The sequence below is a fragment of the Agathobaculum sp. Marseille-P7918 genome, from assembly GCF_964248325.1.
Classification (GTDB): domain Bacteria; phylum Bacillota; class Clostridia; order Oscillospirales; family Butyricicoccaceae; genus Agathobaculum.
This window is the reverse complement of sequence record NZ_CAXTXI010000004.1, coordinates 231033-243698: the sequence shown is the minus strand read 5'-3', so window position 1 is coordinate 243698 and position 12666 is coordinate 231033. Positions and strand designations below refer to the sequence as shown.

The 12666-nt window shown below is 47.5% G+C and carries 13 protein-coding genes; 1 reads left to right on the top strand and 12 read right to left on the bottom strand.

Translation table 11 applies throughout. The features are described 5' to 3' along the window. Positions 1-42 precede the first annotated feature (42 nt). The 10 genes from ACESSO_RS08195 to ACESSO_RS08150 all read right to left on the bottom strand — a co-directional run bounded on the left by ACESSO_RS08195 (position 43) and on the right by ACESSO_RS08150 (position 10432). Entirely contained in the window at positions 43-2910 is a 2868-nt protein-coding gene (locus tag ACESSO_RS08195; protein ID WP_373164556.1) for an EAL domain-containing protein, read from the bottom strand. A 261-nt stretch (positions 2911-3171) separates the two neighbouring features. After that, a complete protein-coding gene (locus ACESSO_RS08190; RefSeq protein WP_373164555.1) occupies positions 3172-3681 on the bottom strand; it encodes a helix-turn-helix domain-containing protein in 510 nt (169 codons plus the stop codon). A 124-nt stretch (positions 3682-3805) separates the two neighbouring features. After that, positions 3806-3991 carry a hypothetical protein gene (locus tag ACESSO_RS08185; RefSeq protein WP_373164554.1) on the bottom strand — a complete coding sequence of 62 codons (186 nt, stop codon included), beginning with the start codon at positions 3989-3991 and terminating at the stop codon, positions 3806-3808. A 122-nt stretch (positions 3992-4113) separates the two neighbouring features. Further along, entirely contained in the window at positions 4114-4689 is a 576-nt protein-coding gene (locus tag ACESSO_RS08180; protein ID WP_373164553.1) for a PfkB family carbohydrate kinase, read from the bottom strand. After that, positions 4689-4928, bottom strand: coding sequence for an HPr family phosphocarrier protein (locus ACESSO_RS08175; RefSeq protein ID WP_373164552.1), 240 nt, complete (start codon positions 4926-4928; stop codon positions 4689-4691). The genes ACESSO_RS08180 and ACESSO_RS08175 overlap by 1 nt, the downstream gene beginning before the upstream one ends. Before the next feature lie 2 nt (positions 4929-4930). Continuing rightward, entirely contained in the window at positions 4931-6256 is a 1326-nt protein-coding gene (locus tag ACESSO_RS08170; RefSeq protein ID WP_373164551.1) for a glycoside hydrolase family 32 protein, read from the bottom strand. Between the two features lie 33 nt (positions 6257-6289). Further along, positions 6290-7384: an ABC transporter ATP-binding protein gene (locus ACESSO_RS08165; RefSeq protein ID WP_373164550.1), complete on the bottom strand. Its 1095-nt coding sequence runs from the start codon at positions 7382-7384 to the stop codon at positions 6290-6292. 6 nt (positions 7385-7390) lie between these two features. Next, entirely contained in the window at positions 7391-8242 is an 852-nt protein-coding gene (locus tag ACESSO_RS08160; protein WP_373164549.1) for a carbohydrate ABC transporter permease, read from the bottom strand. After that, positions 8214-9110 (bottom strand): carbohydrate ABC transporter permease, encoded by an 897-nt coding sequence (locus ACESSO_RS08155; RefSeq protein ID WP_373164548.1) that lies wholly within the window; start codon positions 9108-9110, stop codon positions 8214-8216. Before ACESSO_RS08155 ends, ACESSO_RS08160 begins: the two co-directional genes overlap by 29 nt. Next, a complete protein-coding gene (locus ACESSO_RS08150) occupies positions 9107-10432 on the bottom strand; it encodes a sugar ABC transporter substrate-binding protein (RefSeq protein ID WP_373164547.1) in 1326 nt (441 codons plus the stop codon). Before ACESSO_RS08150 ends, ACESSO_RS08155 begins: the two co-directional genes overlap by 4 nt. A gap of 264 nt (positions 10433-10696) precedes the next feature. Here ACESSO_RS08150 and ACESSO_RS08145 point away from each other — a divergent pair, with 264 nt between their 5' ends. Beyond that, positions 10697-11722, top strand: a complete 1026-nt coding sequence (locus tag ACESSO_RS08145) for a LacI family DNA-binding transcriptional regulator (RefSeq protein ID WP_373164546.1) — start codon at positions 10697-10699, stop codon at positions 11720-11722. 70 nt (positions 11723-11792) lie between these two features. On the opposite strand, the gene rpsI is transcribed toward ACESSO_RS08145, so the two are convergent. Then, positions 11793-12200, bottom strand: coding sequence for a 30S ribosomal protein S9 (gene rpsI, locus ACESSO_RS08140; protein ID WP_373164545.1), 408 nt, complete (start codon positions 12198-12200; stop codon positions 11793-11795). 15 nt (positions 12201-12215) lie between these two features. Continuing rightward, positions 12216-12644, bottom strand: a complete 429-nt coding sequence (gene rplM, locus ACESSO_RS08135) for a 50S ribosomal protein L13 (RefSeq protein WP_373164544.1) — start codon at positions 12642-12644, stop codon at positions 12216-12218. Positions 12645-12666 lie beyond the last annotated feature (22 nt).

Genomic DNA, 12666 nt, shown 5'->3' with positions numbered 1-12666 from the left:
CTTCTACGATGTATAAATTCATTTTAAAAGCTGCCTCATTATTTAGTTCTCGTTGGGGAAAAGGAAAGAATAAAAATCGTTTGCCGGGAGCGGCTTACTGTAATAATATCCCTGCCCGTAGTCGCATCCCATGGATCGGATCAATTCTTCGTCCTTCTTTGTTTCGACACCCTCTGCAACTGTCTCAATTCCCAATTTTTTTGCCATTGCAAAGATGGAAAGCATTACTTCATATTGGGCGCTTCTTTGTTCCTGTCTCAAGTCCATCAAGAACATCCTATCCAGTTTTATCTGATCAATATGCAGTTTTCCCAGTGTGTTCAGGGATGAGTAGCCAGAGCCAAAATCATCCATAGACACACGGAATCCAGCTTGATTCAGATGTGCAATGGTATCATTTAACTGCGCGCTGTTTTCAAAGGCCAGACCTTCCAAAATTTCCAGTACAATATACTGCGGCGATACCTGATAGTAGGATGTAATGTCCAGCAATTCTTCCACATAATTATCGCTGACAAAAAGTGATTTTGTCTGATTGATAGAGATAGTTATCGGAGTAATCCCGGCGTCCATCCAGCTTCGCAGCAGTTGACAGGCTTTTTTGAGCATGTAAAGGTCTAGTCGCTTGCAAAATCCGTTCTGCTCAAACAGAGGAATAAACTGATCGGGAGAAAGAAGTCCACGTTCTTTTGTTTGCCAACGCACTAATACCTCCGCGCTGTCTATTTGACCAGTGTGCAGATTCATCTTCGGCTGAAGATAGATTTGGTACTCATTCTCCGTAAGCGCACGGTACATATTTGCTTCAATATATTGTCGCAGCTGTTCTTCCTTATGCATGGAACTATTGTACATGCAAACGATAGAACCAGTTTCTCGCTTTGCATGTGCCAATGCCACGATCAGGCAATTCAGATTTGTCTGGGTGTTGCACAGATCTGGAGAGGTAACGGAAGAAACCGCACCACAGTACATAGAAATCTGATAACCATCCAACAAATCCTCTGCCATTGCTTTTATCTGCGATTGGATTCCTTCCACTCGGCGATTGATATCCTCCAGCAGATAGTCCGAAACCGTAAGATAGAAGCAATCGCCTGAGGGACGGCAGAGCAATTCATCCTCTCTCAGATTGGCGGCTAAGATATCCTTTATTTTACAGAGAAGCTGATCTGCTCGGTGCGTCCCATAGGTATCATTGATGTACTTGAAATTGTGAATATTTAAAGCAATAAGCGTCCCCTGCTCACCGCGTGCAATTTTTTGCTCCATCAGCTTACAGAAATATGTGCGATTATATGCGCCTGTTAATTCATCATAAATGGAAAGATGAAGCACCTTGTTCTCGCTGACCAGTGTTTTGTATGCCATTTTTTTATGGTAAATATAGAAGGTAAACACGCCCACAATCAGAATGACACTGATAGAGATGACCACAATGGCCGATCTGTTTGCCAAAATCCACTCTTTTGGAGTGTACTCCATTTTATCCAAAAGGTAAGTAGACAGACGCGCCTGTGTTTCTTGATCGCTTATAGAACTGGCGAACTGATTTAATAGGGAAACCATCTTATCGGCTTCAGGAAGAGTATTTACCACGGCAGCCGCATAACAAAATTCTTTTTCATCCGCCCAGTCTGTCACAACATCATCATAAACCACCGCTTTGCGGAGGTAGTAATTTAAGGAATATCCATCAATCCAGGTACAACAGTCCTTATCGGATAATACATCTTCCAGCGCTTCCTCTGTGTTCATGTTAAATCCCAGTATATGTTTCTCTGCATCATTATGTTGTGCAGAATAAGTCCGAATTGCATAACTAGAAAAATAAGGCAGCGACAGGCAGATCTCATTTTCATAAGAAAGTGCTGAATCGGTTGCGATACAAGCAATCAAATCCACTTGCCCATTCTTCACCAGTTCAGTCGCCGCACTCAAATCATCTTCAATCACTGCCTCATATTGCAGTCCAACGCTTTTGGCAAAGTCATCAAAATACTCTACGGAAAATCCTTTCAGCTGACCATCCTGAATATATTGAAATGGTGCATTTCCCGTGAAAAACAATACGCGAAGAACCCCCAAGGACTGAATATATTCCCGTTCTTTCTCCGATGCACGGAAATAATCGGAAGAATCAAGGAAATAGCGCTCATATAGTTCTTGCTGCAGATTTTCATAGGAAATGGACATAATCTTCAAGGCAGAATTGAGTTGCGGAAGCAAATCCGATCGCTCAGGGGATAATGCAAAATAATAAGGAGAAGGAGAAAATCGCCCAATACTCCTCAAACCATCCAGCATAGAAATATCCACCTGAAGCACTGCATCCGCTTCGCCATCCAAGACCGCGTTTACCATTTCTTTGTTGGTTTTATATTCCTTCACTTCATAAGTAAAACCATTGACCTTGGCGTATTGAGCCAGAAGCTCCATTCTCGCTGCCATTCCGGGATAGGACGCAACAACAATTCCATCCCAGTTGGCGAAATCTTCCACAATATAACTGGAATCATCCCGGACTGTCAGAACGGTATAAGTGGAGCCATAGCTGTAGTCGGGGTAGAGAAATGTCTCTTCCAAGACTGCGTTACGATTCATGGTGCCCATCATATCAATTTCACCATTTTGCAGCTCATCCAACAGCGTAGATAACTGGGTATTCAAATCCCCTTCTGCTTGGACATACTCAATCTTCCAATTTGTAAATAGCGCGAGCTGGTCTAAATAATCTACCAGATATCCGGCATAGTTTCCTTCTTCATCAATATAGGATATACTGCCCTGAATGGGAAAGCCAACACGCACAACAGTTTCAGATGGGGCCTGTGCATAGGCGGCAGCACAATTACAGAGCAACGCTATACTGACGACCAGAAACGCCACCATATTTTGTAAATATTTCATATCGGCCACATCTCTCTGTCGATAATTTTCGCGTTATTTTTCTCTATTCTACTCCGCTTAGACACATAAGTCAATTATTGTCACTTTTCGACAATTTCAAGAAGCAACATGGAGAATTTTGACAGAGTAAGCGAATAAAGCAGAAAGCAACCTTATGCTAACAGTAAAACTGAACCGCCTTCGTCTTTAATAGAAAGACCGACCCGCTTTTTATCAGTGAACCGCACCCCATTTGTCTGGTAATACGATAGCAGGATGGTTTTAATCTTTCTTCCGTGTTAAGAAAATTCCAATGATTGCACCAATAAAGATAATCGGTGCTACTCTAACAAACAGCCATTCCAATGCGTGAAATGCCACTCCGAGAACGGCGGTTTCCGGGTCACTGTAATCCCACCCTAAGTAAGGACTTCCTAATGTCAATAAGATTGCAAAAATTGCTGCGATGACTGCACACAATGAGATAAGAAGCCAATGCAGAATTTTTCTCCTTGTGGTTTTTCTCTGTGCAAGTTGCAAATTTATCACCTCCAGCTTTGCGGAAATCGCCTTTAAATCATCCGCATCCGACTCAACGATGTTTTCTCCAAGCAACATACTCACGGGTGTTTCAAGAACCTCCGATATGGAGATTAACATATCAGAATCGGGAACCGACAACCCTTGCTCCCATTTAGAAACTGTTTGTCTCACGACATTCAGCTTGACAGCAAGCTCTTGTTGCGAAAGTCCTTTTGATTTTCTGATTGCTTTAATATTTTCGTTTAGCATTTGGGATAGCCTCCTCTTTTTTCGTTGTCACCGTTATTGTAGGCGGAACTGCCCGTTGCCACAAGCAACGCATTTTAACATTTAAAAAAACAGCAATTTTCGTTCCATTATTCTTGTAATTCTATCATGCTATTGCAAACTTCTCCATCAAATTTCTCTTCTTGCCACAAAATACCGGGCCATTGTCTATCCAATCATACCGTTCGAAAGGCTCGTCCGGCTTTCCGATGGCCGGTCTGCGTTTCATGTACCGTTCCATGTCAAAGGTGTTTTTCTTGTAGACGTCGGCAATGTCAGAGGCTAAATTCAAAAGTGGACAAAAAATAACCCTTCTCTGTTAAGAAAAGGGTATAAAAAGGTGTTTCATTAAATTTTTACAGTCTACCATGGTTTTTTGATACTGCAAAACGCTGTCCATTCCAAGCACTGCCATCAAGGTACTGCGTTCTCAGGACAATGGCTGTCCACAAGCAGCATCTCAATTTCATGTTTTGTCGGCATCACTTTGAGCGCCCCTTTTCGGGTTGTAATCAGAGATGCCCCCGCATTGGCAAACCGCAGCATATCGTGCAGAATCTCCTCGGTCAGATGCTCCATGCCATATTGCAAAACAAAGTGCAGCACGCATCCGGTAAACGTATCACCTGCCCCGGTGGTCTCAATCGTTTTCTGCTGTAGAAACGCCGGTTCTTCGACTGCGATAGCTTTATAATAGGCCCGGCTGCCATCGGCACCCAACGTGACCAGTACCAGCGGAATATCATACTGCTGCCGCAGCTGTCTGCCAAAAGTATCACACCCGACCTTGCCAATAAACGCAGTCTTTCTCCCCAAACGGTTGAGCATGGCAAGCACGTTGCAAGGCGCACCGCCAGGATTCGCTTCCAGCAGCGGATTGCCCTGGGGACTGCTGCCATTCTCGGTGAAGTCAATCAACAATTCGCCAAGTGCAACTACATCCACCGGTTTCACGTCATAAGCACCTCCGTTTTTTACAGCTGCCGTCATCAGTCTGTGACAATGTAATCTTTCAGCATTTCTACCACCTGTTGCGGCTGCTCTGAGCCGTCATGGATTCGCAGTTCAATTGGCTGTGACAAGTCTATGCTGAAAATACCCATAATCGATTTGGCATCCACAATATATCTGCCCGAAACCAAGTCCAAATCGCAATCCAGACAGGATACCAGATTCACAAATTGTTTTACTTTATCGATAGAATCCAGCCGTACTTTCGTAATAAGCATTTTTATCCCTCCATTGAATCAGTTGTGTACATCTGCAATTCGACGCCTTTACTTGCCGTTACCTGCGGTTCAAGCTCATATACCACATGGGTAATGACAAATTCGCCGTCATTAGCGAATATCTCAACTACATTTTTATCCACAATAACTTCTATTTCATATCCATCCTGCACCGGCGGTGTCTGGGATACCATCTGATGCCCTTCGCTATCCTCCCCCAGCGCACTGCGGTCAGCATATAACCTGCCATCTGCGCGGTAAATGCGATAACCGCCTATCTTCAGTTCTTCCCCGTCATGCAACGCAGTCCGTATGCAATAGATGCCGGCATCGGCCTGACTTGCGCAGTCAATCGGTTTTTGCAATGCCTGTCGGATGGATGGATGCAGGCGGAAATAAATATGTCCATCCCGGTATTCCACCACACGCGGAGCGGTAAACATGCCAATCCACCCTTCCTCTGTGGGATGCGGCATACGCAGCCACGCTACCATCACACGGCGCCCTTGTGCATCGGTTGTTGTCTGCGGGGCATATAAGTCTTTTCCGTAGTCCACCAGTTGGTACTGGTCTGAAAGCGACATCCGGCAGCTTTCCTCATCAAACGAAGCGGTGCAGCAAAGCGAATGGCTCTGTGACTCTCCCACCGGTTCTTCCATGCCCATTGCGGAGAACAGCAGTATGCCTGTACCATCGGATTCAAAATAATCCGGGCATTCCCAGCCCCATCCGGGCAGTGCCTCGTTCATCGCTTTTCCTGCATATTCCCAGTGTGTCAGGTCGCTGCTGCGGTACAGCAGCACCTGCCCCTGCTTGCATTCCAGACTGCTTCCCAAAATCAGATACCAGCCATTTTTTCCCCGCCATACCTTCGGGTCCCGCGTATGAATCCGGTTACCGATTGCAATATTTTCAATCGGTGGGATAATCGCGTGCTTCTCATTCCAGTTGTCAAAGTGGAAGCCATCCTCCGATGTAATCATCATTTGGGTCGGCTCAAACTGTTCGTTGAACGGCTTATGGATATTTTCCGGGTCCACCTCCAGATAGCGCACACCCGTATAAAATACATACATTTTGCCATCCAGCTCCACCGCACTGCCCGAAAAACAGCCATTGCGGTCAGCCCATTTGGTAGGATACAGTGCAATACCGCAGTGCTCCCAGTTGACCAGATCATCGCTCACCGCATGGCCCCAGTGCATGGTTCCCCACTGGGGAGCATAGGGAAAATACTGATAAAACAAATGATACTGCCCTTTATAATAGATAAAACCGTTTGGGTCATTTATCCAGTTGTTCGGCGCTTTTAAATGAATTTGATGCAAAATTTGGTTCCTCCGCTCCGTGATATGATTGGATTACAGATAGCTTTCACCCGTCTGTTTGTCAAAGAAATGAAGTTTGGATGGCATGAATACAAATTCGATTTCGTCACCCAGCTGGCTGATTTCGTATTTCGATACCCGCGCCACAGCCTGACTGCCGCCAAACTCAAAATAGAGGTTGTTTTCATTTCCCATAACCTCGGTGTTATTGATGACCGCACGCTGAACCTGATTGCGTTGCAAGTCCAGATTTTGGCTGTCCATCTTGATATCTTCGCCCCGAATGCCCAGAGTCATTTCTCCTTGCTTGTCTGCCAGCTTCTGTGCAATGCTGTCCGGAAGCGTGATGGTATTGCCATCGGCAAACGTAACCTGAGTCCCTTTCAGGGTCACGGCAAAGAAGTTCATCTGCGGGGAGCCGATGAAACCGGCCACAAACTGATTTACCGGATGCTCATATAGCTCCAACGGTTTGCCGACCTGCTGCACAATACCGTCTTTCATAATGACAATCCGGTCTGCCATGGTCATGGCTTCTATTTGGTCGTGCGTGACGTAAATGGTTGTCGCGCCGAGTTCGCGGTGCAGCTTGCTGATTTCCGCACGCATACTGACGCGCAATTTCGCGTCAAGATTGGAAAGCGGCTCATCCATCAGGAAAACCCGGGAGTTTTTTACAATTGCGCGTCCCAGCGCAACGCGCTGCCGCTGGCCACCCGATAAATTTTTTGGCTTGCGCGTGCGGTAAGGCTCCAGACCAAGAATATCAATCGCCCAGTCTACCTTCTTTTGAATCTCATCGGCAGGCATCTTCATATTTTTCAAGCCGTAACCGATATTTTTCTCCACCGTCATATGCGGATACAGGGCATAATTTTGAAATACCATGGAGATACCGCGGTCCTTGGGGGCAACCTCATTGACCCGCTTGCCATCAATGTACAGGTCTCCGCCCGTAATCTCTTCAAATCCGGCAATCATACGCAATGTGGTTGATTTTCCGCACCCGGAAGGCCCGACCAGTGCAATAAACTCCTTCGGCTCAATCTCCAGATTGAAATTATCAACCGTATTCTTATCTGAGCCTGGATACCGTTTGCAAATACCTTTAAATTCAATGAAACTCATAATCAGTTATCCCTCTTTCGAACCCGTTGACATAACGCCGGCAACAATTTGTTTGGAGAACAGTGCATAGATGATAATGACCGGGATGGTGACCAGTGTAATTACGGCAAGCGTCTGCCCCATTGTCGTATTTTCATTTGCGGTGATGGAATTTAAGCCAATCTGCGCGGTAAGCAAGTCGCTTGATGTGAACACAAGCGAGGGCCAGAGGTAATCATTCCAAACACCGAGGAAGGTAAAGACGCTGACGGTTGCCACAACCGTTTTCGACATGGGCAGAACCATGGTAAAGAAATACTTGACCGGGCCGCAATAGTCGAGCTGCGCCGCCTCGTACACATCATCCGGCAGGCTGACAAACACTTGCCGGAACAGGAAAATATTAAAGGGATTTACAATCATCGGCAAAATATAGCCTACCACGGTATCCAGCAGCCCCAGCTTTGCGATAAACAGGAAGTGGATGGTGATAACCGTTTCGGTCGGCACAATCAACAGCATCAGAATAACCAGCAGCCACTGGTCGCGGAACGGAAAGTTGATTTTGGCCAGCGCATACCCTGCCAGACCGTTCACAATAATCCCCAGTACAATCAGGATAGCTGCGTACAAAAGCGTGTTTGCCATATACCGCACAAATTTGGTATCGGTCAGGATGGAGATATAATTGTCCAGGAAGCCCCCGCCCGGAACCGGCGGAATAAACGCTGCCACCGAGTTCATATCCGCCGTGATTGCCGCATCCGGCTTAAAGGAGTTGGCAAGCATCCAGATGACCGGAAACAAGAAGAATACGCTCAGAATCAACAGGAAGGCAACAAGCAGCCAGTTAAGACCTCGTTGTTTTTTTGTTAACATGACGTTCCTCCTTATCCTTGGTCAACACATTTTGGATAATGGTCAGCACAACCACGAAGATGGTAAATACAATCGCCATTGTAGAGGCCAGACCCATCTCCCAGTTCACCGTACCGGTTTCATAAATGTCATATACAATCGTGTAGGTGGAGTGGTCGGGACCGCCGCCGGTCATAACCATCGGCTGCACCAGCATACGGAACGCACCGATTGTCACCGTGATAAACACAAATACACACAAAGGTTTCAGCTCCGGCAACGTAATATCGCGGAATTTCTGCCATTGGGTTGCATGGTCCATCTCAGCCGCTTCATACAGGGCAGGGTTGATATTTTGAAGCCCGCCCAAGAAAATAATCATCTGGTATCCAACACCCTGCCATACACTCATAATGGCAATGGATGGCAGCGCCTGATTGGAGCTGTAAATAAACGCCTGCGCGTCAATGCCGAAATTGGAAAGCAGCGTATTTAAAATGCCTTCCGGGCTGTAAATCTGTATCCAGAGGGTAGATACCACCGCCAGAGACATGACAACCGGGATAAAGAAGGCAACTTTAAAGTATTTCTTGCAGTGGGCTGCTTTGTTGATTGCCAGCGCCAGCAGCAGCGCACCCCCGCATTGCAGCGGCACGATAATGAGAACAAATTTAACCGTGTTGAAAAAAGCTGCTACAAACAGTTCGTCCTGAAAAATCTGAAAGTAGTTTTCCAAGCCGACAAAATGGGTCAGGTCAGGATTTAATGCAAAATAATCGGTAAAGCTGAACCCCAATGTCAGCAGCAATGGAAGAAATAGGAACAGGGTTAGCAGTATCAGCGCCGGTCCGAAAAATGCCATGCCCATGATTGCGTTTTTCTGTTTCATGATGCTCTTGTATAACGCTCCAGCTTAGCGTCAATCCTTTCTACAGCTTTATCCAGTTCGGTTTGTGCATCCTTGCCGCTCAGGGCGATGCTTTCGAGCGCCTGCTGGAATGAGGTGCTCACCTGCGGATAGACAGGGGTCTTGGGGCGCGGATGCCCATACTGGCTGAGTTGTTCATACAGCGCGCGGTAATTTTCATCGGTGCGGAACACGTCAATCTGCTCAAATGCCTGATAGGTGGATGGGAAGCTCTTGGTTTGCTCCCACATCTGTACGCCACTCTCCACGCCGCTCATGTACTTGACCAGTTCGGTTGCAGCTTCAATATCTTCCGCGCCGGTGGACGCCGCAAACGCCCAGGAACCGGTCGGCGTATAGCGCCCGCCGTCCCAGTCATCGCTGACGATATAGGGTGCAACGCCAAGATTGAGTTCGGGGTAGCTGGTGTAGACGGTGTTGACTTCCCACGCACCGTCAAACTTGAAGGCTGCCCGCCCGCTTTCAAACAATTTATCAATCGGCGCCTGGGACATATAGCCATTCTGCACAATCGACCGGAACAGCTGCATCGCCTCCACATTTTCAGGCGAATTGAAAATGCCGTCCACGGTCATGCCGTCCTCGCTCACCATATCTCCCCCGTTTGACCACACAAACGGCGCATAGTAATAGATGCTTGTTTCCCCTACCGGGAATGTCATATCCAGCGGATAGCCGCCCAGTTCGTCCATCATCGGTTTGAGCTGTTCCAAAATATCCATGAACTCACTCCACGTCCACGGATTATCCGCTGTGGGGACTTCAATACCAGCCTCGTCCAGAATATCTTTGTTGTAGTACAGACCTACACTGGATTCCATCACGCCCAGCGCATACAGCTGCCCATCATAGGTGCCTTGTTCCAGAATGGATTCCAGATATGTACTGCGCTCCTCTTCGGTCAGCTCGGCAAGCGGCTGGATGATGCCATTGGCTGCATATGCAGCAATATTGGGACCGTCTACGGTCAGGACATCGGGCAGCATCCCGGACATAACCGATGCATTTATTTTATCCGAATAACCGCCGCCACTGTCGTTGCGCGGCACAAATTCAATATCGGCAAAATACTTCCCATCAAACGCCTGATTAAAGCGTTCTACCGCATCCCGGTATACCTGACCTTCTTCCGTGTCCTCGATGGAATGCACCCAGATGGACAAATACTGTTCTCCCGCGTCAAACCCTTCCAGCTCACCTGGCAGCGGGTCTTTTTGTTGACATCCCGCCAAACAGCAGACGATTGCGCACATCGCCGTGATGCCCAGCAATCTCTTTTTCATGTACACCTCTCCCTTCTTTCCGAAAATCCCGAATGCATAACCGGTAAAGTTACCGGTTACTTTAATAGAATAATATCACTTTTGCGCAAAGTCCGTCAATGACAAATACTATACCCAGCCGATTTTTGTAAACTCCTACATTTTTTTCATATCGGATTTGGCTATATTGGATATGGCCAGTTTCAGTACCAGTCCCTCGTGGTTGAAAGCCATTTTATATTCTGTTATACTACCATTGAAAGCACTGATGCTGGGGGTATCACCATGAGACGCAAAAAAGTCACATTTTCTGACATTGCAGCATATACGAATTTTTCCAAAACAACCATCTCGCGTTATTTTAATAACCCTGATTCCTTGACACTGGAAAACCAACAGAAAATTGCAGATGCGCTCGTTGCATTAGACTACCGCGAAAACAAAGTTGCCCGGATTCTGGCAAACGGACAGACCGAATTTGTAGGACTGATTATCCCCAACCTCTATATGCACTACTACTCGGAAATGCTAAACTGCATTCTGAACACTTACGAACAATTTGGTTATAAATTCCTTGTATTTGCGGGCCATGACCGAAAAGACATTGAAGAACAGTATATCCGCGAACTGTTGGCCTACAATATTGAAGGTATGATTATTCTGAGCCCCACCATCCCTTCCGCAGAACTGGCTGATTTCGGGGTACCCATCGTCACCATCGAACGCGAAGATGCACATGTGTGCAGTGTCAATACGGATAATTATATGGGCGGCATCCAAGCCACCAGCCTGCTCCGCAAAAGCAGCTGTGATGTGTTAATCCATGTCAATGGCAGTCTTCCGAAGGATGTCCCGGCATATGGACGTATCCGAGGATTTTGCGATATCTGTCAGGAGCATAACCTGCGCCATGAATTGATATTGACCGATTTGGGCAACACTTTTGAAGAAAACCGGACGCAAATCTCTCAAGTTATCGACCAGTTGGAAGAAAAATATCCCGACGAGCGCAAAGGCATATTTATGCCCAACGACACCCATGCAAACATCCTGCTGAATCTTTTGATACAACGGTTTGGTTCCCTGCCGGACACCTATCAAATTGTGGGCTTTGACGGTTCGCCCATTTCCGCCGAAGCAGTCATCCCCATCAGCACCGTCGCCCAACAGACCAAGCTTCTTGCGACCGAAGCAATGGAGCTGCTTGTACAGCAAATGACGGAACGCAAAAAACGCAGACCGGTCGAAGTGACTACACCAATCCATAAAATCGTCCCCCCCATCCTTATTTGCCGCAAAACAACCCATTAAGCATTCCTTTCAAACACAAAAATCCCCGAAACCTGATGGTTTCGGGGATTTTGAAACTTTTCGATAAAGTTTAGCGCTTGGAGAACTGCGGAGCGCGACGTGCAGCCTTGAGGCCGTATTTCTTACGTTCCTTCATACGCGGATCGCGGGTCAGCAGACCAGCCGCCTTGAGCGCGGGACGGTACTGCTCGGAATCCGCCTGCAGCAGAGCACGAGCGATGCCGTGACGGATCGCACCGGCCTGACCGGTGAAGCCGCCGCCGGCTACGGTGCACTCTACGTCGAACTTGCCAGCAGTGCCGGTCACTTCGAACGGCTGACGGCAAACCATCTTCAGAGTCTCCAGACCGAAGTAGTTGTCGATGGTGCGGTTGTTAATCTTGATCTCACCGGTGCCGCCCGGGAACAGACGAACGCGGGCAACGGAGGACTTTCTTCTGCCGGTGCCGTAGAAATAAGCCTTCTTAGGTGTATACATCAGTTAGTTCCTCCCTTACTTATCCCAAACTTCGGGCTTCTGCGCCTGATGATTGTGGTTCTCGCCAGCGTAAACCTTCAGACGGGTAGCCGACTGACGGCCGATAGAGTTCTTCGGCAGCATGCCCTTGACAGCCAGCTGCATTGCAAACTCCGGCTTCTCGGTCATCAGGGTCTTGTACTGCACTTCCTTCAGGCCGCCAACCCAGCCGGTGTGGTGACGATAGTACTTCTGGGTGAGCTTCTTGCCGGTCAGAACCGCCTTGTCCGCGTTGATGACGATAACGAAATCGCCGCAGTCAACATGGGGGGTGAACTCGGCCTTGTGCTTGCCGCGCAGCAGCATGGCGGCGGTAGCAGCGGTGCGGCCGAGCGGCTTGCCCGCAGCGTCCAGCACGTACCACTTACGCTCGACAGTCTCTGCCTTAGCCATAAAAGTAGACATGTTTTCTTCCTCCGTTTATTCT

Bases quoted from the DNA above. Each gene is read 5' to 3' on its own strand.
- ACESSO_RS08195 (WP_373164556.1), bottom strand. From the start codon at position 2,910: ATGAAATATTTACAAAATATGGTGGCGTTTCTGGTCGTCAGTATAGCG.
- ACESSO_RS08190 (WP_373164555.1), bottom strand. From the start codon at position 3,681: ATGCTAAACGAAAATATTAAAGCAATCAGAAAATCAAAAGGACTTTCG.
- ACESSO_RS08180 (WP_373164553.1), bottom strand. From the start codon at position 4,689: ATGACGGCAGCTGTAAAAAACGGAGGTGCTTATGACGTGAAACCGGTG.
- ACESSO_RS08175 (WP_373164552.1), bottom strand. From the start codon at position 4,928: ATGCTTATTACGAAAGTACGGCTGGATTCTATCGATAAAGTAAAACAA.
- ACESSO_RS08165 (WP_373164550.1), bottom strand. From the start codon at position 7,384: ATGAGTTTCATTGAATTTAAAGGTATTTGCAAACGGTATCCAGGCTCA.
- ACESSO_RS08160 (WP_373164549.1), bottom strand. From the start codon at position 8,242: ATGTTAACAAAAAAACAACGAGGTCTTAACTGGCTGCTTGTTGCCTTC.
- ACESSO_RS08155 (WP_373164548.1), bottom strand. From the start codon at position 9,110: ATGAAACAGAAAAACGCAATCATGGGCATGGCATTTTTCGGACCGGCG.
- ACESSO_RS08150 (WP_373164547.1), bottom strand. From the start codon at position 10,432: ATGAAAAAGAGATTGCTGGGCATCACGGCGATGTGCGCAATCGTCTGC.
- ACESSO_RS08145 (WP_373164546.1), top strand. From the start codon at position 10,697: ATGAGACGCAAAAAAGTCACATTTTCTGACATTGCAGCATATACGAAT.
- rpsI (WP_373164545.1), bottom strand. From the start codon at position 12,200: ATGTATACACCTAAGAAGGCTTATTTCTACGGCACCGGCAGAAGAAAG.
- rplM (WP_373164544.1), bottom strand. From the start codon at position 12,644: ATGTCTACTTTTATGGCTAAGGCAGAGACTGTCGAGCGTAAGTGGTAC.